Annotated in this window: 21 protein-coding genes; 7 read left to right on the forward strand and 14 right to left on the reverse strand. The window is 73.9% G+C overall.

From position 1 onward, the window contains the following. Nucleotides 1-4: 4 nt before the first annotated feature. The 6 genes from EDD40_RS08375 to EDD40_RS08400 all read right to left on the reverse strand — a co-directional run bounded on the left by EDD40_RS08375 (nucleotide 5) and on the right by EDD40_RS08400 (nucleotide 12027). Nucleotides 5-1318 (reverse strand): phthiocerol/phthiodiolone dimycocerosyl transferase family protein, encoded by a 1314-nt coding sequence (locus EDD40_RS08375; RefSeq protein ID WP_211348114.1) that lies wholly within the window; start codon nucleotides 1316-1318, stop codon nucleotides 5-7. Continuing rightward, complete coding sequence (locus EDD40_RS08380; RefSeq protein WP_123742403.1) at nucleotides 1318-2478, reverse strand: FAD-dependent monooxygenase; 1161 nt, start codon at nucleotides 2476-2478, stop codon at nucleotides 1318-1320. The genes EDD40_RS08375 and EDD40_RS08380 overlap by 1 nt, the downstream gene beginning before the upstream one ends. Next, nucleotides 2475-9626 carry an amino acid adenylation domain-containing protein gene (locus EDD40_RS08385; RefSeq protein ID WP_123742404.1) on the reverse strand — a complete coding sequence of 2384 codons (7152 nt, stop codon included), beginning with the start codon at nucleotides 9624-9626 and terminating at the stop codon, nucleotides 2475-2477. The genes EDD40_RS08380 and EDD40_RS08385 overlap by 4 nt, the downstream gene beginning before the upstream one ends. A gap of 31 nt (nucleotides 9627-9657) precedes the next feature. Then, entirely contained in the window at nucleotides 9658-10344 is a 687-nt protein-coding gene (locus EDD40_RS42525; RefSeq protein ID WP_246037539.1) for a helix-turn-helix domain-containing protein, read from the reverse strand. Between the two features lie 256 nt (nucleotides 10345-10600). Further along, nucleotides 10601-11587: a LacI family DNA-binding transcriptional regulator gene (locus tag EDD40_RS08395; RefSeq protein ID WP_123742405.1), complete on the reverse strand. Its 987-nt coding sequence runs from the start codon at nucleotides 11585-11587 to the stop codon at nucleotides 10601-10603. A gap of 188 nt (nucleotides 11588-11775) precedes the next feature. Next, a complete protein-coding gene (locus EDD40_RS08400; RefSeq protein ID WP_425471143.1) occupies nucleotides 11776-12027 on the reverse strand; it encodes a hypothetical protein in 252 nt (83 codons plus the stop codon). 71 nt (nucleotides 12028-12098) lie between these two features. On the opposite strand from EDD40_RS08400, the gene EDD40_RS08405 reads away from it, so the two are divergent. The 7 genes from EDD40_RS08405 to EDD40_RS08435 all read left to right on the forward strand — a co-directional run bounded on the left by EDD40_RS08405 (nucleotide 12099) and on the right by EDD40_RS08435 (nucleotide 16797). Then, nucleotides 12099-12638, forward strand: coding sequence for an MOSC domain-containing protein (locus EDD40_RS08405; protein WP_123742406.1), 540 nt, complete (start codon nucleotides 12099-12101; stop codon nucleotides 12636-12638). A 74-nt stretch (nucleotides 12639-12712) separates the two neighbouring features. Beyond that, on the forward strand, nucleotides 12713-13462 hold the full coding sequence (locus EDD40_RS08410) for an SDR family NAD(P)-dependent oxidoreductase (protein WP_170185002.1): 750 nt from the start codon (nucleotides 12713-12715) through the stop codon (nucleotides 13460-13462). A gap of 124 nt (nucleotides 13463-13586) precedes the next feature. Then, nucleotides 13587-13961 carry an SSI family serine proteinase inhibitor gene (locus tag EDD40_RS08415; RefSeq protein WP_170185003.1) on the forward strand — a complete coding sequence of 125 codons (375 nt, stop codon included), beginning with the start codon at nucleotides 13587-13589 and terminating at the stop codon, nucleotides 13959-13961. 204 nt (nucleotides 13962-14165) lie between these two features. Next, nucleotides 14166-14864 carry a hypothetical protein gene (locus EDD40_RS08420; protein WP_123742408.1) on the forward strand — a complete coding sequence of 233 codons (699 nt, stop codon included), beginning with the start codon at nucleotides 14166-14168 and terminating at the stop codon, nucleotides 14862-14864. Beyond that, complete coding sequence (locus EDD40_RS08425; protein WP_246037540.1) at nucleotides 14851-15486, forward strand: phage holin family protein; 636 nt, start codon at nucleotides 14851-14853, stop codon at nucleotides 15484-15486. The genes EDD40_RS08420 and EDD40_RS08425 overlap by 14 nt, the downstream gene beginning before the upstream one ends. Then, nucleotides 15462-16160 carry a DUF3618 domain-containing protein gene (locus EDD40_RS08430; protein ID WP_123742410.1) on the forward strand — a complete coding sequence of 233 codons (699 nt, stop codon included), beginning with the start codon at nucleotides 15462-15464 and terminating at the stop codon, nucleotides 16158-16160. Before EDD40_RS08425 ends, EDD40_RS08430 begins: the two co-directional genes overlap by 25 nt. Nucleotides 16161-16266: 106 nt before the next feature. Then, a complete protein-coding gene (locus EDD40_RS08435) occupies nucleotides 16267-16797 on the forward strand; it encodes a hypothetical protein (protein ID WP_123742411.1) in 531 nt (176 codons plus the stop codon). A 12-nt stretch (nucleotides 16798-16809) separates the two neighbouring features. Here EDD40_RS08435 and pcaC read toward each other — a convergent pair whose 3' ends face one another. The 8 genes from pcaC to EDD40_RS08475 form a co-directional block, all read right to left on the reverse strand. Further along, on the reverse strand, nucleotides 16810-17166 hold the full coding sequence (gene pcaC, locus EDD40_RS08440) for a 4-carboxymuconolactone decarboxylase (RefSeq protein ID WP_123747852.1): 357 nt from the start codon (nucleotides 17164-17166) through the stop codon (nucleotides 16810-16812). Nucleotides 17167-17180: 14 nt separating this feature from the next. Further along, nucleotides 17181-17930 carry a 3-oxoadipate enol-lactonase gene (gene pcaD / locus EDD40_RS08445; protein WP_123742412.1) on the reverse strand — a complete coding sequence of 250 codons (750 nt, stop codon included), beginning with the start codon at nucleotides 17928-17930 and terminating at the stop codon, nucleotides 17181-17183. After that, a complete protein-coding gene (pcaB, locus tag EDD40_RS08450) occupies nucleotides 17927-19315 on the reverse strand; it encodes a 3-carboxy-cis,cis-muconate cycloisomerase (RefSeq protein WP_211348117.1) in 1389 nt (462 codons plus the stop codon). The genes pcaD and pcaB overlap by 4 nt, the downstream gene beginning before the upstream one ends. After that, the gene (pcaG, locus tag EDD40_RS08455; protein ID WP_123742413.1) at nucleotides 19290-19865 is read right to left on the reverse strand and encodes a protocatechuate 3,4-dioxygenase subunit alpha; all 576 of its coding nucleotides are present in this window, start codon (nucleotides 19863-19865) and stop codon (nucleotides 19290-19292) included. The genes pcaB and pcaG overlap by 26 nt, the downstream gene beginning before the upstream one ends. Then, the gene (gene pcaH, locus EDD40_RS08460; RefSeq protein ID WP_123742414.1) at nucleotides 19858-20580 is read right to left on the reverse strand and encodes a protocatechuate 3,4-dioxygenase subunit beta; all 723 of its coding nucleotides are present in this window, start codon (nucleotides 20578-20580) and stop codon (nucleotides 19858-19860) included. Before pcaH ends, pcaG begins: the two co-directional genes overlap by 8 nt. A 105-nt stretch (nucleotides 20581-20685) precedes the next feature. Next, nucleotides 20686-21408 (reverse strand): CoA-transferase subunit beta, encoded by a 723-nt coding sequence (locus tag EDD40_RS08465; RefSeq protein ID WP_123747854.1) that lies wholly within the window; start codon nucleotides 21406-21408, stop codon nucleotides 20686-20688. A gap of 26 nt (nucleotides 21409-21434) precedes the next feature. Next, on the reverse strand, nucleotides 21435-22232 hold the full coding sequence (locus EDD40_RS08470) for a CoA transferase subunit A (protein ID WP_123742415.1): 798 nt from the start codon (nucleotides 22230-22232) through the stop codon (nucleotides 21435-21437). A 235-nt stretch (nucleotides 22233-22467) separates the two neighbouring features. After that, nucleotides 22468-23154, reverse strand: coding sequence for a maleylpyruvate isomerase family mycothiol-dependent enzyme (locus tag EDD40_RS08475; RefSeq protein ID WP_246037541.1), 687 nt, complete (start codon nucleotides 23152-23154; stop codon nucleotides 22468-22470). Nucleotides 23155-23175: the final 21 nt, after the last annotated feature.

The raw sequence follows: 23175 nt of genomic DNA on the forward strand, positions 1-23175 counted from the left end.
CTCCTCACGCGCCCGCGGGCGAACTCTGGGTGATCTCCGACAGCAAGGTGCTCAGCGAGTCGTCCGCCAGCCGGCGCGCGCGCTCGTCCGGCACGGCGTCCGCGATGTGGGTGAAGTTCCAGAACAGCCGGCCGTGGCTGGAGTTGACGGTGGCCACGAAGTAGCCGTTGACCGAGATGCCGGTGAGGAACTGGGCGTCGGACACCCGCCACGGGCCGATCCGATCGGGGAAGGCGTACCGGCCGATGTTGGACGAGCACAGGTTGATCGGGCCCTCGGCCTCCATGAACTCCATGAACGGCCGCGCCTGCGCCACCGACGGCGGGCACGCGCCCACCACCATCGTGACCAGGTTGAAGTGGTCGCCCTTCGCCTTGCGCGCGGCGAGGTCCTCGGTGATCGCGCGGGCGAGGTCCCAGAACGGCAGCGCCGGGTCGACCACGGACGGCACGGTGGCCACGTAGGTGCCGACCTCGTCCGGGCGCACGGGCGGTTCCAGCTCGCCCCGGAAGTCGATCGGCGAGCCGACCGCGAAGTGGTCGTGCGCGTCCCCCGCGTCGGCGGCGGCGGCGCGCACCAGGGCAGCGGTGACGGCGCCGTGGACGGTGGTGCCGTGCTCCCGGGCCGCGCGGGCCACGGCGTCGAGCTGCTCGCCGGTCAGCTCCCGGTGCACCAGCCGGGACCGCCGGCCCTCCAGCGGCACGCGGGTGGTCGGCTCGACCCGGCCGGGCCGGGTGCGGGCCATCAGCTCCTCGTCCCGGGCGGTCTGCTCGGCCAGCCGCGCCGCGCCCTCCTCGCCGGTGTGGCGGGCGGGTCGCAGCTCGTCGGGCGGCGGCAGCTCGCGCGACGACTCCACCGGCCGGTCGGCGGCGGCCAGTTCCAGCCACTGCTGCGCCAGCGTGATCACCGTGGTGCCGTCGGCGATGATGTGCGGCACGACGACCAGCAGGTCGTGCACGTCGTCGTCGCCGCTGATCACCACGGCGCGGGCGAGCGGGCCGACCGCCGGGTCGACGCGGTCGGGCAGCTCGCGCTCGTTGATCTCGCGCACCCACTGGTCGTCGTGCTCGCGCCGCACCCGGCGCAGCGGGATGGAGCGGTCGGTCGGGACCCAGTGCGGGTCGAGGCCGTCGTCGTCGGTGATCGCCAGCCGCAGGAACGGGTGCCGGGCCTGCACGGCGTCCAGGCCGCGGCGCAGGACGTCGGCGGGCAGCTCGCCGCGCACCCTGGTGCGGGAGACGACGTTGAGCGTGGAGAGCTGGTCGCACATCCAGTACCAGCGCTCCACCGGCGACAGCGGGCGGATCGGCGTGGCCATCACTGCACTCCGGGGAAGATCAGGGCCTGCTCGTTCTCCCGGTCGAGCGTCCGCTCGGGGACGAACCGGAAGTACAGGCCGCGGGCGAAGGTCTGCAACGGGTTCTGGAGCTGCTCGGTGCGGCTGAGCCCGCGGGAGGCCAGCACCATGCCCCGCGCGCGGTCGCGGCGCCGGTCCTCGTAGGCGCGCAACGCGGTCTGCGGGTCGTCGATGGTCTTGAGGCAGTGCGCGAGCACCGCGCCGTCCTCGATGGCGATGGCGGCGCCCTGGCCGAGGCTGGTCAGCATCGGGTGGGCCGCGTCGCCGAGCAGGGTCACCGGCCCGTCGCCCCACCGCTCCAGGAACGGCCGGTCCTGGGCGGGCAGGCTGGTGATGCCCTCCTCCGGGGTGGCGGCGATGACCTGCTGCACCTCGTCGGCCCACCCGGCGTAGAGCTGCTGCACGCCCGCCTTGCCGCCCCGCCAGTCCGCCGCCTGCTCGGCGGGCATGTTCTTGGTGCCCCACCAGTAGACGTCGCCGCCGCCGATGTCGACCAGGCCGAACCGCTGGCCGCGGCCCCAGTAGTGGGCGGCGTAGGCGTGCGTGACCTTGGGGTGGCGGAACGCGGGCGTGGCACGCCACACGACGTAGTCGTAGTCCAGCGGGCGCTCGGGACCGGCGATCTCGCGGCGGATGGCGGAGTTGAAGCCGTCCGCGCCGATCAGCACGTCGGCGCGCACCTCCCGGCCGTCCTCGAAGGCGACCACCACGCCGTCGCCGTCGCGGGTGTAGCCGGTGGCGGCGGCGCCCAGCTCGATCTTGGCGTCCGAGGCCTGCTCCAGCAGCGCCTGCTGGAGGCTCGCCCGGTGGATGGCCAGGTTCGGCTGCCCGATCCGGCGGGCGAGGTCGCCGAAGTGGATGGTCCGGATCGGCTTGCCCCGCTTGGTCAGGAAGCGCAGCGACTCGAACACCAGCGACCGGCCGGTGAACTCGGGCGTGACGCCGACCGCGGCCAGCGCGGTGAGCGCGTTGCTCATCAGCGACAGCGCCGAGCCGACCGGGCGCAGCTCCCGGGCCCGCTCGTACACCTCGACCTCGAAGCCGGCCCGGCCGAGCGCGGCGGCGGCGGTGAGACCGCCCATGCCCGCGCCGACGATGACGATCTTCTTGTGCTTGCTCACGGTGCGGTCCCCTCGGCCCGGTTCGGGCTCAGCAGCGTGGTGATGGCGTCGGCGACGCCCGCGACGTGCGGCTCCTCCATCAGCACCAGGTGGTCTCCGGAGACGTCGACGACGTCGAGCCGGCCGGTGGTCCAGTGCCGCCAGCCGTTGTCCGGCTCGGCGTGCAGGGTGCCCGCGGCCCGGTGCATCGGCTTGAGCGAGTCGGGCAGCGGGCCGTCCGCGCGCAGCAGCGTCACGTCCAGGTCGGTCACCGGCGGCCGGTAGTCGATCAACGCCCGCCAGTTGGCCCGGAACAGCTCGTACAGCCGCTTCACGGTGGCCCGCGACGTGCCCCAGGGCAGCACCCCGGTGCTCATCGCGCGGTCGAGGACGCGGTCGAGCTTCTCGTCCTCGGTGAAGTCCGCGGGCAGCTGCTCGACCGCGTCCAGGCTGCGCTCGAACCACACGAGCTCCCAGTAGAAGAACTCCATCAGCGCGTCGTCGCCGACCGTCACGTCGTGGTCGCGGCGCATGGTGATCGAGTCGAGCAGCACCAGCTCCGACACCGCGTCCGGGTCTTCCTCCCGCAGCACGCGCGCGATCTCGTAGGCGACGAACCCGCCGAACGACCAGCCGCCGAGCACGTACGGCCCTTCCGGGCGCACGCGCCGGATCGCGGCGAGGTAGGCGGCGGCCATCTCCTCGATGGACCGGGCGGGCGTGCTGCCCTGGTCGCTGCCCGCCGCCTGCAACGCGTAGACGGGCTGGTCCGGCGGCAGGTGGCGGGCGATGGGCAGGTAGCACAGCACGTGCCCGCCCAGCGGGTGCACGAGGAACAGCGGCGGCCGGTCGCCGTCGCGGCGGATCGGCACCAGCGGGTCGAACTCCGCCACCGCCGACTTCACCCGCAGCCGCTCGGCCAGCCCCGCCACGGTCGGCGTCTCGATCAGCGCGGCCAGCGGGACGCCGACGCCGTAGCGCTTCTCGATCGTGACGACGAGCCGCATCGCGGTCAGCGACGTGCCGCCGTTGGCGAAGAAGTCGTCGTCCACGCCGACCTCGGACAGGTCGAGCAGCTCGGTGAAGACCTCGGCGAGGTTGCGCTCGTACTCGTCGCGCGGCGCCACCCGTTCGGCGGAGTCGTCGCGGGTCAGCGGGATCTCGCGCAGGGCCGAGTCGTCGCGCTTGCCGCTGGGTGTCAGCGGGAAGGCGTCCAGCCACCCGAAGTACGACGGCACCATGTACTCCGGCAGCTCGGCCCGCAACGAGCCGGCCAGGTCCGCCAGGTCCACGCCGTCGGCGTCGCCGATGAGGAACGCGGCCAGGAACGCGTCGCCGTCGGGCCGCCTGCGGGCCACCACCGCCGCGCCGCGCAGGCCGGTGTGCCGCTCGGCCTGGCGCATGACCGCCAGCTCCACCTCGGCGGTCTCGATGCGGAAGCCGCGGACCTTCACCTGGGTGTCGGCCCGGCCGAGCCAGATCACGCTGCCGTCGGGCAGCAGCCGGGCGAGGTCGCCGGTGCGGTAGAGCCGGGCGCCCGCGCGCCACGGGTGCGGCAGGAACCGCTCGCGGGTGAGGTCCGGCGCGCGGTGGTAGCCGCGGGCCAGGCAGTCGCCGCCCAGGAACAGCTCGCCGGTCACGCCGACCGGCACCGGCTTGAGGTCGGCGTCGAGCACCTGCGCCTCGACGCCGTCCAGGGGCCGGCCGATGGGCGGCAGGTCGGGGAAGCGGGCCGGGTCGCCGGTGAGCGTGTGGTAGGTGACCTGGTGGGTCTCGGTCGGCCCGTACTGGTTCTCCAGCATCAGGCCGGGCACCGCGGCGGCGAACGCGCGGACCTCCTCGGTGATCCGCATCTGCTCGCCGGAGGACACGACCACGCGCAACGCCCCCGGTCGCACGCCCACCGCGTTGGACGCCTCCGCGAGCCGCTGGAACGCCACCGCGGGCAGCAGCACGCGCTGCACCCCGTGCCGGTCCAGCACCCGCAGCAGCGCGATCGGGTCGAGCCGCGTCTCGTCGGTCACCAGCCGCAGCTCGCCGCCACCGCAGTGGGTCGAGAAGATCTCCTGGAACGACATGTCGAAGCTCAGCGGCGCGAACTGCAGCGTGCGCAGGCCCGGTTCGCCGCTGGGCACCCGCAGCTGCCACTGGGTGTACCCGGCCCACATCCGGTGGGTCAGCTCGACGCCTTTGGGCCGGCCGGTCGACCCGGAGGTGAACAGCAGCAGCGCCAGGTCGTCCAGGTCCGGGGTGGGCAGCTCGACGTGGTCCGCGGTGTCGGCGACGACCTCGTCGACCGGGATGACGATCCCGTCGTCCTGCGCCACGTGCGCGTGCGCGGGGTGCGCGACGACCCGGTGCGGCCGGGCCGTGTCCAGGATGAGCGCGAGCCGGTGCGCCGGGTAGCTGACGTCCAGCGGCACGCAGACCAGGCCGGCCCGCAGCACGCCCCAGATCACCGCGATCATCTCCGGCGACCGGTCGAGGGCCACCCCGATGGTCGCGCCGGGTTCCGCGCCGCCGCCGAGCAGCCGGGTCGCGACCGACCGGGACACCCGCTCCAGCTCCCGGTAGGTCCACGCGGTGTCGTCCCCGAACGTGACCGCGAGCGCGTCCGGCGTGGCCTCGGCCTGCCGCGCGAACCGGGTCACCACGTCGACCAGGGGCTCGGGGTGCGGCACGACGTCCTGGCGCGGCGCGAGGAACGAGAAGTCGACCGCGCCGTGCGGGTCGGCCACCAGCTCGCGCAGCACGCCGACGTAGGTGTCGGCGATCAGCGCCGCCTGGTCGCGGGTGATCGCGCGGCCGTCGGTGTCGACCCGCAGGAACGTGCCGTCGCCGACCGGGTCGGCGATGACGTTGACGAACAGCGGGAAGTTCGTCTCCTCCCACACCCGCAGGCCGGTCAGCTCCCGCAGCGGTTCCAGCACGTGCAGGTCGACGTAGTTGAACGCGGTCTGGAGCACGCCGCCGTGCGCCTGCTGGATCGCGCTGAGCGGGTAGCGCCGGTGCTCGTGCCCGTCCCGCTCCTGGCGGAACAGCTCGCGGGCCACGTCCAGCCGCGTGCGGCCGGCGATGTCGGTGCGGACCGGGACGGTGTTGAGGAACAGGCCCACCATCCGGTCGGCCTCGGGCAGGTCGGGCCTGCCGTGCGCGACCACGCCCGTGACCACCGTGCCGGCGCGGGAGAACAGGTGCAGGGTCAGGCAGTGCGCGGCCAGGAGCAGCGACTTCACCGGCAACGAGTGCTCGGCGGCCCGCGCCCGGAGCCGGTCGAGCAGGTCCGCGGGCAGGTCGACGCGGTGCGACGCGAACCGCGGCTCCTCGACGGGCTCGTGCGCGCGGAACCCGTCCAGCGAGGTCATCGCCGCGCCGTCGAGCAGGTCCGCCCAGTAGCGGGCCGTCTCCGCCGACGCCAGCGCGCGGCGCTCCTCCTTCGCCTGCCAGGCCGGTGACGGCGCGGCGGGCGGCGCGGGGTCGCCCCGGTAGAGCGTCATCAGCTCGACGATGACGTTGGCCACGCTCCAGCCGTCGAGGATCGCGTGGTGGAAGCTGAGGACGAGGTCCAGCGCGTCGTCCCGGACGAACGCGGTGAACAGGTGCAGCGGCGCCCGGTCCAGCTCGTAGCGGTGGAACCGGCGCTGCTCGACGTGCTTGCCGATCACCGCTTCCGCGTCGGCGCGCCCGCGCAGGTCGACGACCTCCAGCCCGCCGGTCACGTGCTCGTGCACCCGTTGCAGCGGCTCGGAGGAGCCCGCCAGGTCGAACGACGACCGCAGCGCGGGGTGCCGGGCGAGGACGGCGTCGAACGCGCGGCGCAGCGCCCGCTCGTCCCACGCCACGTCGAACCGGTAGCGGAACACGTCGTGGTACACCGAGGAGTCCGGGTGCCTGCCGGAGTGGAACAGCAGCCCCAGGCTGAGCCGGTTGACCGGGAACGCGTCGGCGAGCCCGGCGAGCCTCGGCCGGTCCACTTCGGACACCAGCTCGAACGGCGCGAGCCGCGACTCGGGCGCCACGGTGGCCGACAGTCGGCCGGCCAGGCCGGCGACGGTCGGGTGGCGCAGCAGGTCGGCCGGTTCGAACCGCAGGCCGCGGCGCCCGGCGCGGGCCCGCAGGCGCAGCATGACGATCGAGTCGCCGCCCAGCGCGAAGTAGTTGTCGTGGATGCCGACCTCGGGCACGCCGAGCACGTCGGCCCACACCTCGGCCAGCTCCGCCTCGACCGGGGTGCGCGGCTTGCCGCCACGCGGCGCGCCGACGACCTCCGGCAGCCGCTTGCGGTCCAGCTTCCCGTTGGGCGACAGCGGGATCGCGTCGATCCGCACGAAGAAGGCGGGGATCAGGTGCTCGGGCACCGCCCGCGCCATGCCGGCCCGCAGCGCGGCGGGGTCCAGCTCGTCGTCCGCCACGCAGTAGGCGACCAGGTGCGCGCCGAGGGCGTCGGAGTGCCGGACGACCACCGCGGCGTCGCGCACGCCGGGCAGCGCGGCCACGTGGTCGCGCACCTCGCCCGGCTCGACCCGGTTGCCCCGGATCTTGACCTGGTCGTCCACCCGGCCCAGGTACTCCAGCGTGCCGTCGGCCAGCCGCCGCGCCCGGTCACCGGTGCGGTAGAGCCGGCCCTCGCCGGCGAGGTGGTCGTGCACGAAGCGCTCGGCGGTGAGCGCGGGCTGGTTCAGGTAGCCGCGCGCCACGCCGACGCCGCCGATGTGCAGCTCGCCGGGCGCGCCCGCCGGCTGCGGCCGGCCCGCGCGGTCCAGCACGTGCAGCCGGATGTTGTCGATGGGCGAGCCGATCGGGACGCGGGTCGGCGTGCCGGGCGGGCAGTCGTACGCCGAGACGTCGACCGTGGCCTCGGTCGGCCCGTAGAGGTTGACCAGCCGCGCGCCGTCGCCGAACACCCGGTTGAACCGGGCGACCTGCGCCGGCGGCAGCGCTTCGCCGCTGCAGAACACCAGCCGCAACGAGGACGCGGCGCGCCGGGCGTCCGGGTCCTCCTCCAGCAGCTCCAGCAACGGCGCGAACATCGACGGCACGAAGTGGACCACGGTGACGCCGTCGCGCTCGACCGCGCGCAGCACCTCCCGCGGGTCCTTCTCGGCGCCGGGAGGCAGCAGCGACAGGCGGGCGCCGGTGAAGCCCCACCAGAACAGCTCCCACACGGACACGTCGAACGACACCGGCGTCTTCTGCAGCAGCACGTCGTGCTCGCCGATCGGGTACCGGCGCTGCATCCACCACAGCCGGTTCACCACCGAGCGGTGCTCGACCATCACGCCCTTGGGGCGGCCGGTGGAGCCGGACGTGTAGATGACGTAGGCCAGGTCCGTCGGGGACGCGAGCGGCGCGACCGGTTCGGCCCGCGGCAGGTCGGCCACCCGCAGCGCCGCGCCGACCGAGCCCAGCGCGGCGGGGTCCACCTCGACGTCGCCGAGGAGGGCGACCTTCGCGCCGCTGTCCTCCAGCAGCAGGCGGACCCGCTCGGCGGGGTAGGCGGGGTCGACCGGCACGTACGCGCCGCCCGCGAGCTGCGCGCCGAGCACGGCGGGCAGCAGGTGCGGTCCGCGTTCGACCAGCACGGCCACCGGGTCGTCCCGGGTCACGCCCCGGGCCCGCAGCGCGGCGGCGACCGCGTTCACCCGCGCGGCCAGCCCGGCGTAGGTCACGGTGACGCCGTCCGGCCCGACCAGCGCCACGCGGTCCGGTGTCAGCTCCACCTGGCGGGCGAACAGCTCGGGCAGGGTCGTGTCGTCCGGGAACGGCGCGTCGGTGGCGTTGTGCGCGTGGACGAGGTCGTGCCGCTCCTGCTCCGACAACGGGTCCAGCTCGCCGACCGGCTGCCCGCTCGACGTGGCCAGCGCCCGGAAGAAGGCCTGGATGTGCCGTGCGGCGGCCTCGATCGGGAAGTCCGCGTCGAACACGTCGGTCGCGCACTCCAGGTCGACCCGCGGGTCCTCGGCGCGGTCGAACTCCGAGACCCAGATCGCCAGCGCGTCCTGGTCGTGGGCGTGCGTCCGCGCCACCGTCTCGTAGGAGACGCCCGGCATCGGCGTGGCCGGCGGCTTGCCCAGGTAGGCCACGGTGGTGTCGAACAGCGGCCCGCCTGCCGCCAAATCGCCCAGCGGCAGCCGTTGGTGCTTCAACAGGGCCCGGGTGTCCTGCCGCACGCGGGACAGCACCTCGGTCCCGGTCAGCTCGGCGCGGGTGTCCACGCGCAGCGGCAGCGTGTTCGCGAACTGGCCGACGGTCTGCTTGGCCAGGGCGCCCGAGCGGTTGAGCACCGGCACGCCGAGCACCACCTCGTCGACCTGGTGCACCTTCGCCAGGTACAGCGCGACGGCGGTGGAGAACACCACGAACGGCGACTCGCCCCGGTCGCGGACGGCGTCGACCAGCGCCCGCTCCAGCGGGAACGAGTACCGCCGGGTGCGCCTGCGTCCGCGCGGGCTGCGCCGCGTGAACAGCACGGGCTCGACGCCCGCCGTGGCCTGCTCGAAGAACGCCCGGTCCTCCTCGTGCCGCGCGGAACCCTCGTAGGTGTCCGCGGCGGTCAGCTCGGTGAACGACGGCGTCTCGGTCGCGGTGCCCAGGTACTCCGCGCGGACCCGCGCCAAGAACAGTTGCAGGCCCCACGCGTCGCAGATGACGTGGTGCGTCCGGACATATGCGTAGACGCTCCCGCCCGCGTTCAGCAGGACGAGATCGACCAGCCGGTCACCGGTCAGGTCGTAAGTAGTTGAAAATTCATCGCCGAGCCATCGCCCGACTTCGGACTCCCGATTCAACCGCACCCGGCGAACCGTGAATTCTGCGTCGCCGGCGAGCCACTGGTACGGTTCGCCGTCCTCTTCGGAAAAGCGAAGCCGAAATGCGTCCGTCCGCCGCGCGGCCTCGGCCATGGCCTGGACCAGCCGGTCCTCGTCCACGTCACCGCGGTACCGGTCATAAATGAAGACGGTGTACTGGTCCAGCTCCGGAAATTGTGCCCCCGCCACCCAGATGTCTCGTTGGTAAGGCGACAGTCGAATACGAGCAGTACTACCCACCGATCCCCCAGTGTGCTGCACCGAACATGATCCGTGATTCGCGCCGGCTAGCGGGGCAACCGTATCAAGGCCCCTCGCGCGATTCCAGAGACGACGTTTGTCACTTGGCACAATTGTCATCGAGGACAAAAGAGCGGGTTTCGGCGCCGCCTCAGCGCTGCGGCGCGAGCCTGCGGTGCGTGCGGCTGATGAGCGCGGCGAGGAGCTTGCCCGCGCCGGAGACCGTCTGCGGGTGCAGGCCGGTCAGCGCGGCGATGCGGCGCAGCCGGTAGTCCACCGTGCGCGGGTGCACGGTCAGGTGCCGCGCCACCCGCTGCCGGTCCCGGTCGAACGCCAGGTACAGGTACAGCGTGTGGATGAAGTCCTGGTGGTCGGCCAGCGGGTCGAGCAGCGCCGTCATCGTGGAGGTCAGCTCGCCGTTGGCGAGCATCGCCTCCTCCAGCGGGTGCGCGTCCACGCTGGTCGGGCTGGCGGCCAGGGCGAGGCTCGCGTAGGTCGCCGCCCGGCGGGCCTCGGCCACCAGCTCGTCCCGCTCGGTCCCCCGGCCGACCCGGGAGACCCCGATCGGCAGGTTCGCGACCAGCTTCTCCAGCCGGCGCACCAGCCGGTCCTGCTCGGCGCGGACGGTGCGGGTCGACGTGCCGGAGACCAGCGCGGTCACGCAGCCCGGCGTGACCAGGTGGCCCGTGCAGCGGTCCAGCACGTCGGCGCAGACCTGTCTGCGCCGATCCGGCCCGTCCGCGCACGTGGTGAAGTCGACGGTGACGGCCGCCAGGTGGGTGGTCCCCGCCGGCTCCGGCCCCTCGCCGCCCACCGGCACGTCGCCGTCGAAGCGCACGTGGACGCGGTGGTCGGGTTGGGCCGGGATGAGCGGGGCAGGATGCGATAACTCCGATTGCGGTGCCATGAACACTTCCCCCAGGGTTCTGCGACGATGCACAGCTCGTCACGGTCGGTGACGAGCCTGGTACACGGCTTCGAGTCAACCAACCGCCACATGAGCGTGCACCCGTCCAGACGGACCAATAGGGAGCGCTCGGCACCGACATCCGGGCTAACGCACGGCGATAGCGTTCCTGATAACGGGTGAGCGATCAGCCCGAACGGCGGGCGACGAAGGTCGTGGGCAGCACGACCGGTTCCCGCGTCGGCGCCGCGCCCTCGAGCCGGGACAGCAGCAGGCGCGCGGCGGCCTCGCCCATCTCCCTCATCGGCTGGCGCACGGTCGTCAGCTCGGCGTGGGCGGCGATCGGTATGTCGTCGAAGCCGACCACCGCGACGTCGTCGGGCACCTTCCGGCCGGCGGCGGCCAACGCCCTCATCGCGCCCAGCGCGGACAGGTCGTTCTGCGCGAAGACGGCGTCGAAGCGCAACCCGGTGGCCATCAGCTTCTCGGTCGCCACCGCGCCGCGGTCGGTGCCGAAGTCGCCCTCGACGACCAGCCTCGGGTCCACGTGCACGCCCGCGTCCCCGAGCGCGTCCAGGAACCCGTCCAGCCGTTCCCGCACGCAGCCGAAGTTCGACGGCCCGGTCACCACGGCGAACCCCGTGCGGCCGGCCGCCATCAGGTGCTGCGCCGCCGCCTGCGCGCCCTCGCGGTTCGTCGTGCACACCGACGGGAACCCGGGACGGCTGCCCCGGTCGTCGATCATCACCACGGGCAGCCCCTGGTCGTGCAGGGTCTCGATGTAGCTCAGCGTGTCCGGCGGCTCGATCACCAGCAGCCCGTCGAACGCCTTCGCGGACACGTGGCTGGCGAACTGCGCCAGCGACTCCGCGCCGCGGTTGACCGTGTAGAGCAGCAGCCCGTACCCCTCGGCCTCCAGCTCGTCCACCGCGCCCTGCACCACTTCGCCGGTCCACGGCCAGGTCAACGACGGCACCAGCATGCCGACCGTCCGCGCCCGCCCGCGCGCCAACCCGACCGCGCGTGCGCTGGGCACGTACCCGACGTCCGCGATCACCTGGCGCACCCGGGCCGCCGTCGCCGCGTCGACGTCCGGTTTGCCGTTGAGGACGCGGGACACGGTCGCCTTGCTGACCTGGGCGCGTTGGGCGACTTCGGCGATCGTGACTCGCACGGTGCACTCCTCGGACTACGGTCAACGGTGACCCCGTAACCGGTACCGAAACCGGTTACGGACACGCAGTCAACCGCGACGTGCACGCAGCGTCAAGAGTGGGTGTCCGGGGGACGACCCGGACACACCGGTCAGGCGCGCCCCATTCGGGTCCACCGGTCCGGTGCGGTCGTCGCGGCCCGCCGCGGTCAGGCGAGCACCGCGCGGCCCGCGGCCGTCAGCTCGGCCGGGACCCACGGCCCGGACCCGTCACGCCGGGCCGGGCGCAGCAGCCCGGCGTGCGCCGGCTCCCGCGCCGCGCCCTGGTCGCTGCACAGCAGCCCGTCGACCTTCAGGTCGGGCTCGCAGCTGCGCGTCACCTCGGCGCGACCCGCCGCGACCGCCCGCAACAACGCCCGTGCCCGGAAGTTCAACTCGTCGTCCATGATCGTCACCGTCATCCCCAGAAAAGATCCTTCACCAGGCATATCGCCGCAGCGCCCGGAACTCTTACCCCGGTAGGGTCGGTCGCATGGGGACGATCACGGCCGTCAGCCGGAGCGCGGAGCACACCTTCACCAAGCCCACCGGGGAGTCGATCACCCTGCTCGCCGGGCTCGGTGTCGAGGGCGACGCGCACCAGGGCGTCACCGTGAAGCACCGCTCACGGGTGAAGCGCGACCCCACCCAGCCGAACCTCCGCCAGGTCCACCTGATGCACGCCGAGCTGCACGACGAGCTGGCCTCGTCCGGGTTCCGGGTCGCACCGGGCCAACTGGGCGAGAACGTGACCACGCGGGGCGTGGACCTGCTCTCGCTGCCGACCGGAACCCGACTGCGCCTGGGCCCGCACGCCGTCGTCGAGGTGACCGGCCTGCGCAACCCGTGCCCGCAGATCGAAGCCTTCCAGGACGGCCTGCTCGAGCAGGTCGTCGGTCGCGACGAGCACGGCGACGTGGTGCGCAAGGCCGGCATCATGTCGATCGTCCTGACGGGCGGCGAGATCCGTCCCGGCGACGAGATCCGCGTGGAGCTGCCCGACGGACCGCACACCCCGCTGATCCCGGTCTGAGCGGAGGACGTCGCCACGCACCCGGTGGCGGACCGGATCGCCGGTCGCGGCGTCGAGCGCTACTCTCCGCGCCCGTGACAGGACTTCTCGCGGGCAAGGTCGCGCTCGTCACCGGGGCCGGCGGGCTCGTCGGGCGCGGGATCGCGTTGCGGTTCGCGCGGGCCGGGGCGGCGGTGGTGGCGCACAGCAGGCGCAGTGACGTGACGGCGCTCGTCGAGGATATCGCGGCGGCCGGTGGGCGGGCGGTCGGGATGCGCGCCGACCTGGCCCACGAGGACGAGTGCCGGCGGCTGGTGCGCGCGGCGGCCGAGTGGGGCGGCGGGTTGGACGCCGTGGTGAACAACGCGGGCGTGCAGCCGGTGCAGGAACTCGCGGGCATGACGGCCGCGCAGTGGCGCGCGGTGGTGGACCTGAACCTCACCAGTGCCTTCTCCTGCACGCAGGCCGCCGCGGAGGTGCTGCCGGCGGGCGGGTCGGTCACCCACATCGCCTCGATCGAGGGCACGCACCCCGCCGTCGGGCACGCGCACTACAGCGCGTCCAAGGCCGCCCTGATCATGCACGCGCGGTCGGCGGCGCTGGAGTACGGGCCGCGCGGCATCCGCGTCAACACCGTCTCCCCCGGCCTCGTCGACCGCCCCGGGCTCGCCGAGGACTGGCCCGAGGGGGTCGCCCGGTGGACCGGGGCCGCGCCGCTCGGTCGGCTCGGTCGACCCGAGGACGTTGGCGACGCCTGCGTTTTCCTCGCCTCGCCGATGGCGTCCTGGCTCACCGGAAATGACCTGGTAGTGGACGGCGGGATGAGCGCCCGACCCACTTGGTGAGCTATTCCCGACGAATTGGAAATGTTAATTCACAGATTACGACATCCCGGTGAGATGGGAATTCGAGCGAATACCCGCCACTCGATCGGGTCACCCCGGTGCCATGCGACGAACACGAACCCTCATGGCTTCCCTGTTCGCGTCCGGCCTGCTGGCCGCTCCGCTGATCGCCACCGGCACGGCGTCCGCCGCGCCCTCGGAGACGGACCTCGTGCTGGCGGTCTACCAGGAGGAGACCGGAGTCGACAGCACCCGCCTGACCTGCGATCCGGCTGCCGGAGAGCACCGGGCCGCGCAAGCGGCGTGCGGTGAGATCGAGGCCGCCGACGGTGATTTCACGCAGTTGGCCGGCACCGAACCGCAGGTGTGCACCTTCGACTACCGACCGGTGACCGTGGTCGCGTTCGGCTCGTGGCGCGGCACGCCCGTGCAGTACGTGGAGGAATTCGCGAACCGGTGCGTGATGGAGCAGGAGACCGGCGCCGTTTTCTCGTTCTGACCAGTTGACCGGCTGACCACCCACTACCCGTGACGACCCCGTGGCCGCACCCCGGCCGCGGGGTCGTCGCATATTTTCCCATCATTTCGCGCCCGCGCGTGAGCGGCGCCGCGCACCGGGACAATTGTGGTGGCGAAGGTGGTTAGCCCTCCGCCACGGGGGTAGGTGGGTAGGCGAGAGCACGCCGACCTTGAGGAGTCAGTCGTGGACGAGAACCAGGTGGGCGCGGTCCGCGAGACCGCCGGGCAGGAGGGCGCGGCCGTGGCTCAGCACGCCAGGCAGGCCGCCGGAGAGGTGCGTTCGACCGCGCGTGACCAGGTCGGGCAGGTGGCCCACGAGGCGACGGGCCAGGCCAAGCACGTGGTGCACGACATGCGGGAACGGGTCGCGACCGAGGCCGAGGAGCAGGCGCGGCGGGTGTCGCGGCAGATCGACCGGATCGCCGACGAGCTGGGCACGATGGCCGACGGCTCCGGCCCCGACTCGCTGACCGCGGGCGCGTTGCGCCAGGTCTCCGACGCCGGCCGGCAGGCGGCGCGCTACCTCGACGAACGGGGTGCGCGCGGGCTGCTCGACTCCGCGCAGGACTTCGCGCGGCGCAAGCCGGGCACGTTCCTGATCGGCGCGGCGGTGGCCGGTTTCCTGGTCGCCCGCGCCGCGAAGAGCATGAACGCCGGCAACGACGACCGGCAGGTACAGCCCCAGCACGGGTACACCGACCACGTGCCGACCACGCCGGTGAGCACGCCGACCGCGGCCCCGCTGCCGGCCTCGACGCCTTCCTCGCCGTCGCCGGTGCCGCCCGAGTACGGGATGCCCGCGCCGCAGGTGCCGGCCGACCACCACGCGCCGTCCCCGCGCGCCCCCTACCAGCCGGAGGGATCGCCGTATGTCCAGCGCTGAGACCCGGATGACGGGTGACCGCGTACCCGACGGCCAGGGCCCGGGGAGCCACGTGCCGGTGAACCGCGTGCCGAGCGGGGGCGTGCCCGTCACGGAGCCGGTGCCGCTCGCCGGGACGGTGCCCGCGACCGGGGCCGTGCCACCGACCGGCGCCGCGCCGCACCCCCGCGCCGTCCCACCGACCGGGGCGACACCGCCGCTCGGAGCCGTGCCGCCACGAGGAGCCGTGCCGCCGGCCGACGAGGAGGAGCCCACGCTGGGCCAGCTCGTCGGTGACCTGGCCGAGGACCTGTCCCGGCTGATGCGCCAGGAGCTCGAGCTCGCCAAGGCCGAGATCCGGCAGGAGGCCACCAAGGCGGGCAAGGCGGCCGGGATGCTCGGCGCGGCCGGGTTCGCCGGCTACATGACCGCGGTCCTGCTCAGCTTCGCGCTGGCGTTCGGCCTGGGCAGCTTCATGGGCCTGGGCTGGGCGACGCTCGTCGTCGCCGTGCTGTGGGGCATCGGCGGGTTCGCCCTGTACTCCACCGGCCGCGCCCGACTGCGCAAGGTGAACCCCAAGCCGGAGCGCACCATCGAAACCCTGAAGGAGGACGCGGAATGGGCCCGTCACCCGACCAAATAAGGCACGACATCGACCGGACCCGCGCCGAGCTGGTGGCGGACGCGAACCGGATCGTCGACCACGCCAGGCCGCGCAACATCGCGCATCGCCGGGCCGACCGGGTCCGGCACCGGATGAGCACGTTGAAGGAGCGAGTGATGGGCACGGTTCCGGAGACCGCGACGACGGTGCAGGACCGCACGGCGGGCATGGCGAACGCGGTCGGCGAGCGCGCGCACGACGCCGCCTCCACCGTCGGCGACAAGGCGCAGCAAGCCGCGACCGCCGTCGGCGAGAAGGCGCAGGAGGCGGCGCACGCCGTGCAGCAGGCGCCCCACCAGGCACGGCAGCAGGCGCGCGGCAACCCGCTCGCGGCGGGGTTGATCGCGTTCGGCGCGGGCGCGCTGGTCGCCACGCTGATCCCGGCGACGCGGGCCGAGCAGGACGCCGTCCGGCAGCTCGGCGAACGCGCGGGCAGCGCCCTGGAGCCGGTGAAGGAGGCGCTCACGGAGTCCGCCCAGAAGTTGAAGGACGACGCGAGCACGGTGGTCGGCGAGGCCGCCGACCAGGTCAAGCAGGTCGCGCAGGAAGCCACGCAGACGACCGTGGAGCAGGCCAAGGGCTCGGCCCAGGAGGTCGGCCAGCACGCCCGCGAGGCCGGGCAGCAGGTCAAGTCCGAGGCTCGCGGCACCTGACCCCGAGCCGCCGACGGCGCCGCCCTCGACCGGGGGCCGGCGCCGTCGGCGTGCGGTTCGGCGACAGCGTTCCATCGGTCACCGATGGAGCGGTAGCGCCCCGGCGATGACGACCGGGTTCCTGCGCGACCAGCACTTCACCACCGCGTGGTTCGGCCTCGTGGCCTTCGTGTGGTTCGGCTGGGCGCAGGAGGACCCGCCGAGGGCGTGGCGCGGGTGGCTCGGCCCGAGGTCCGGCCTCGGTGTCGTGATCGCCTTGGGCTTCGGCGCGCTCACCGGCCTGAACCGGGGCGAGCCGACCGCGCTGGAGGGCAGGTACGGCTGGTTCGGCCTGCTCGTCGCGGTCGAGGTCGTCGCCGCCGGCGTCGGCGGCCTGGTCCTCGCGAGACGCCGCGCGTCCCGCTGGACGGCGTGGTGGGTGGCAGCCGTCGTGGCCGCGCACTTCCCGCCGCTCGCCGTGCTGCTGGAGGACTGGGCGGTGGCCGTCGTGGGCTTCGCCCAACTGGCCCTGCTGTGCTCCCTGCTCCCCCGCCTGCGCGGCGACGGGCTGCCGAGCAGCCGGCTGGTCGGCCCGGTGATGGGCGCGACCTTGCTGCTGCGCGCCGTCGTCGGCGCGGTGGCCGCGGTGGCGCGCTGACGCGCTGACGCGTCAGGGCTCCGCCGGCAGGTCGGCCAGGATCGGCCGGGCCACGGCGAAGGCGCGGTTCGCGGCGGGCAGGCCCGCGTAGACGCCCACCTGCAGCAGGACTTCCTTGATCTCCTCCGCCGTCACGCCGTTGCGCACCGCCGCGCGCACGTGCATCGCCAGCTCGTGCTCCTGCCCCAGGACGGCGAGCATCGCCAGCGTGACGCACGACCGCACCCGGCGGTCCAGACCCGGCCGGGTCCACACCTCGCCCCACGCGTAGCGGGTGATGAAGTCCTGGAAGTCGGCGGTGAACGCGTCGGTGTCCGCGACCGCCCGGTCCACGTGCTCGTCGCCGAGCACCTCCCGCCGCACGCGCATGCCCTCGTCGTGGCTCACAGGTGCGCCTCCAGGATCGCCGACACCTCGTCGGCGGCCTCCACGTTCGCCAGGTGCGCCCCCGGCACGAGGTGGAACGACGCGCCCGGCACCGAGTCGGCGATGAAGCGCCCGCACGCCGGCGGCGTGGCCTCGTCGGCGGTGCCCGCGATGACCGCCGTCGGCGCCTCGATCACCGGCAGCACGGACCGCAGGTCCATCACCGCCAACGCCTCGCAGCACCCCGCGTAGCCCTCGTCGTCCACTTCGGACAGACCGGCTTCGAACGCGGCCGCCACCTCGGGCGACCGGGCGCGGAACGCCGGGGTGAACCAGCGGGCCGCCGCGGCCGACGCGACGGCGCCGGTGCCGGCCGACCGCACGGCCGCCGCCCGGTCCAGCCACATCCGCGCGCTCGGGAACCCGGCCGCCGTGCAGCACAGCACCAGCCGCTCGATCCGCTCCGGCGCGTGCCCGGCCAGCCACATGCCGACCATGGCGCCCATCGAGACGCCGCAGTACGACACGCGGGCCAGCCCCAGCGCGTCCAGCAGCTCCAGCACGTCGTCGGCGAGGTCGTCGATCCGGTACGGGCCGGGTTCCGCCCCGGAACCGCCGTGACCGCGGTGGTCGTAGCGCAGCACCCGGAACCGCCGGTGCAGCACGGGCAGCTGCCGGTCCCACAACGCGGTCGTGGTGCCGAGCGAGTTGCCCAGGACGAGGACCGGCGCGTCCGGCGGCCCGCTCAGCTCGTAGTGCGGCTTCACGGCCGGTTCCTCCCCCGGTGCGCCGCGAGGGCGCGGTCGGTGAACTCGCCCGCGCTGCCGGTGTACCCGGCCGGGTCGAGCGCGTCGTCTATCTCCTTCTCCGACAAGCCGATCCGCAGGTCGGCGAGCAGCGCGTCGCGCAACGACCGCCCGGCCGCCACCGCGGTGCGGCACACCTCGGCGACCAGTTCCTGCGCCTCGGACCGGCCGATCCGGTCGGCCAGCCGCACGGCCACGTTCTCGGCCATCAGCAGCCCGCCGGTCAGGTCGAGGTTGCGGCGCATCCGCTCCGGGTCGACGCGCAGCCGCGACAGCAGCTCACGGGTGCCGCGCACCGCGCCGCCGACCAGCCGCAGCAGCTCGGTGACGGTCTGCCACTCGCTGTGCCACGCGCCGGCCGCGCGTTCGTGCTCCTGCGCCATCGAGGACAGCACGGTCGCGACCAGGCCCGGCACGCGGCGGGCGCACGCGGTGACGAGCACCGCGCGGACCGGGTTGTGCTTGTGCGGCATCGCCGACGACGTGCCGCCGTCGGCCTCGGCCACCTCGGCGACCTCGGTCTGCGCGAGCAGCACCACGTCCTGCGCGATCTTGGCCAGCACCCCGGACGCCTCGCCGAGCGCGCCCGCCAGCTCCGCCACCCTGGTCCGGTTGGTGTGCCAGGGGATCAGCGGCGCGACCAGGCCGAGCTGGTCGGCCAGCTGCCCGGTCAGGTCGACGCCCGAGCGCACCGCGGCCTGGGTGCCCGCGGCGCCGCCGAACTGCACGGCCAGCCGCCGCGTGCGGACCCGGGTCAGCGCCGCCTCGGCCTCGTCCACCGCGACCAGCCAGCCCGCGCACTTGAGCCCGAACGTGGTGGGCAGCGCGTGCTGGGTCAGCGTGCGGCCGGCGATCAGCGTGTCCCGGTGCCGCCGCGCGAGCCGTTCGCACTCGGCGGCCACGCCGCGCAGCCCGTCCAGGATCGGCCCGAGGGCGCGGAAGGCGACCAGCGACAACGCCGTGTCGAGCACGTCCTGGCTGGTGGCGCCGTTGTGCACGGCCGCGCGGCCCTCCGCGGTGACGTGCGCGCCGATCGCCCGGACCAGCGGCACGACCGGCGTGCCGGACGTGAGGGCGCCCTCGCCGAGGACGACCGGGTCGTAGTGGCCGACGTCGATGGCCGTGACCACCATCCGGGCGGCCTCCTCGGTCACGATGCCGGCCCGGGCCTGCACGATCGCCAGCGCGCGTTCGAAGTCCAGCATCGCGCGCAGCCACGCGCGGTCGCACGTCTCGTCGTCCACGTCCGGGTCGGTGAACAACGTGCCCCACAGCGAGCGCGTGCCCGGTTCTCGCGGCCCGGACGACCGGCCGCCGTGCTCAGAGGTCGAAGAAGACGGTTTCATGCTCCCCTTGCAGGTGGATGTCGAAGCGGTAGCCAGGTGGCTCGCTCTCGGCGATGAGCGTGGCCCGCCTGGCCGGGTCGATCGAGGTGAGCACCGGGTCGTCGGCGTTGGCCTCCTCGTCGGGGAAGTAGATCCGCGTGACCAGTCGCACCAGCATGCCCCGGCAGAACACCGACACGTCGAGGTGGGGTGCCTGCCGGCCGTCCGCCGCCGCACCGCCGCCGGTCACGGGCAGCGGGCCCGGTTTGACGGTCAGCAGCGAGTACCGCCCCGCGGGGTCCGTGGCACTGCGGCCGAAGCCGCGGAAATCCTTCCACCGCACCGCGCCGCGCGGGTCGTCGGGGTGGTCGAACCGGCCGTCCGGGTCGGCCTGCCAGGTCTCGACCACCGCGTCCGGCACCGGCGCGCCCGCGCCGTCGTACACCGTGCCGCCGATCCGGAACGCGCCCGGCGTGCCCTCGGGGACCACGAACGGGCCGTCGGCCCACACCAGGCCGAACGAGAAGAACGGGCCGACCGTCTGCGACGGGGTCGTCTGCAGCTCACTCATCGTCGTCCTCCTCTTCCAGCGGGGTGGGGTTCTTGCCGCGCAGCACGATGTCCCACTGGTAGCCGAGCGCCCACTCGGGCACGGTGGTGCCCAGGTCGAAGCGGGCCACCATCGCCGCGCGGGCCTTCGGGTCGCGGACCGAGTTGAAGATCGGGTCCTGGGTGAGCAGCGGGTCGCCCGGGAAGTACATCTGGGTGATCAGCCGCTGGGTGAACGCGGTGCCGAACAGCGAGAAGTGGATGTGCGCGGGCCGCCAGGCGTTGTCGTGGTTGCGCCACGGGTACGCGCCGGGCTGGATCGTGGTGAACGAGTAGCGGCCCTCGGCGTCGGTCACGACCCGGCCGACGCCGGTGAAGTTCGGGTCGAGCGGCGCGGGGTGGCGGTCGGCGTCGTGCCGGTACCGGCCGCCCGCGTTGGCCTGCCACACCTCCAGCAGGGTGCCCGCGACCGGCCGGCCGTCGCCGTCGAGCACCCGGCCGGCGACGATGATGCGCTGGCCCTGCGGCTCGCCGTCGTGGCCGAGGGTGAGGTCGTGGTCGTGCGGTCCGACGCGGTCCTCGCCGAGCAGCGGCCCGGTGATCTCGCCCAGCCGCTGCGGCAGCAGCTGGAACGGCCGGTGCGGCGCGCGCAGCACGTTGGACCGGTACTCGGGGAAGGACGCGGGCGGGTGTGACGGCGCGTCCGGCCGGTAGGTGTGCGGCTGGTGGGTCGGCACCGGGTTCTCCTGTTCTTCGCGCCGAGGGGGGATCGGCCGGCGAGCCGGCAGATCGGCAGGGTCGGCAGGTCAGCGGGGGTCGGCAGGTCAGCGGGGGTCGGCAGGTCAGCGGGTGAGTTCGCGGAGCACGGCGAGTTCGTGGTCCGTCGGCGGCTCGCCCCGGCCCAGGTCGGCGGCGACCCGCAGGTCCCACCCGGTGCGCTCGTGCGCGGTCGCCACGTCGACGCCGGGGTGCAGCTCGGTCAGCACCAGCTCGCGGGTCACCGGGTCGGGCCGCAGCACACCGAGGTCGGTGATCACCAGCTGCGGCCCGGCGCCGGTCAGGCCCAGCCGCTCCCGCTCACCCGCCCCGGACCCGAAGCCGAACGAGGTGACGAAGTCGACCCGTTCCACGAACGCCCGCTCGGTCTGCCGCACCACCACCACGACCTCGCGGCACGACGCGGCGATCTCCGGCGCGCCGCCCGCGCCGGGCAGCCGCACGCCGGGGTTGCGGTAGTCGCCGCCGATCACCGTCGTGTTGATGTTGCCGAACCGGTCGAGCTGGGCCGCGCCGAGGAAGCCGACGTCGATCCGGCCGGGTTGCAGCCAGTAGTTGAAGATCTCCGGCACGCCGACCACGCTGACCGCCGTGTCGGCCAGCACGCCGTCGCCGATCGACAGCGGCAGCCGGTCCGGTTTCGCGCCGATCGTGCCGGACTCGTAGACCAGGACGAGGTTCCGCGCGTGCGTGCGGCGGGCGAGGTTCGCCGCGGTGCTGGGCAACCCGATGCCGACGAAGCACACCGCGCCGTCGCGCAACGCCCGTGCCGCCGCGACCGTCATCATCTCGTCCGAGCTGTAGTCCCCGTGGTTCACGCCACGCTCCCCAACCACCGCGCGAACTTCTCCCGGTCCCGGCTGATCTCGTCCCACGCCACGTAGAAGTCGTTGTCCCGCACCGAGTAGTCATGCGCGTAGGACGGGTGCGCCCCGCCCGGCGCCTCGGCGACGTAGTCCACCACCCACGACGGCAGCACCACCGCGCCCGGCCGCGGCTCCAGCTCGTCCACGACCTCCTCGACGGTGACCAGCGAGCGGGTCGCGGCGAGCACCGCCTCCTTCTGCACGCCCGTGATGCCCCACAGCTGCACGTTGCCGTGCCGGTCGGCGCGTTGGGCGTGCACGACGGCGGCGTCCAGCTCCAGCGCGGCGACGGCGGTCAGCACCTCGCCGGTGAACGGGCAGGTCACCGAGGCGATGTTGGCGGTCCGGCCGGGCAGGTCGGTGCCGGTGTAGCCGCGCAGCACGGCGAACGGCAGCCCGGACGCGGCGGCCACGTACCGGTTGGCCATGCCCGCGTGGCTGTGCTCCTCCAGCTCCAGCGGGCGCGGCCAGCCGTTCTGCACGGCGTCGCGGAACCGGTGCAACGAGCCGACACCGGGGTTGCCACCCCACGAGAACACCAGCTTGCGCGCGCAACCCGCGCCGATGAGCTGGTCGTACAGCACGTCGGGCGTCATCCGGACCAGGGTCAGCTCACGCCTGCCCTGCCGGATCACCTCGTGCCCGGCGGCGAACGGGATCAGGTGCGTGAACCCCTCGAACGCCACGGTGTCGCCGTCGCGCACGACGTGCGCGACGGCCTCCGCGAGGGGTGCGATGGTGGCCAATCGGACCTCCGGTCGTGGGTGGCCGGAACCGGCGGTGCCGTGCGGCGAACGTGGCCGAACGCTAGGGAGCGCCGCGGAACCCGGTCAACGGGATCTTCCACTCACCGGAAGCCGAGCCCCCTTGACGTCCCGGTGTCCACGAGAAGATGTGCCGGTGCTTCGGTGCCGAGTCCGTGCGAGCTGGTCGTGCCGCTCGACGCGGTGAGGTCGGGGGTCCGGGGCGGTGAGCGCCGGGTCAGTTTGGCAAGTCCTGGCGCCGCGCCGGGTACGACGGCCACGGGCCCAGCTCCGGCAGCGGCGCGGCGGAGGTCGGCGGCTCGTCGGGCCGCCGACCGGCCGGCCAGGCGGCGAGGTCGCGCACCCCGCCGGCCACCTCCGTGCCCGCGCCCCACGTCCTCGCCACGTCCGTGGCCCGCAACGACACGCCGGCGGGCAGCCTCGGCCGCAGCACGCCGACGGTGTGCACGGCGAACTCCGCGCTCCACTCCGCCGGGCGGACGCCGAGGTCCAAGTCCAGCAGGTGGATCCACACCTCGCGCCAGCGGGTGAACACCGGCGGGACCGGGTCGTCCTCGTCCGGGTCGACCGGCGCCGACCAGTCCGCGACGCCCGCCCACGCCCGTTCCAGCCGTCCGGACATCTCGGCGGTGGCGGCCCGGTGCCCGGCCGCGTCGAGCGACGCGGTGGCCTCGATGATCGCGTCCCGCTCGCCGGGCTCCCACAGCGCGACCCGCTCGCCGCGCGACCAGTGCTCGACCACCCGGCCTCGGGCGCGGGCGGCGTCGGCGAGGTGGGCCGGCACGTGCCCGCGCGTCCAGCCGGGCAGCAGCGACGGTTCCGCGACCTGCGCGTCGGTCAGGTCGGCGATCACCTCGACCAACCGGCGGTGGGCGTGCGCGACCGCGTCCAGAGGTGGCTCCACACCACCCGATCCCAGTGAACG

This window comes from Saccharothrix texasensis, from assembly GCF_003752005.1.
Taxonomy (GTDB): domain Bacteria; phylum Actinomycetota; class Actinomycetes; order Mycobacteriales; family Pseudonocardiaceae; genus Actinosynnema; species Actinosynnema texasense.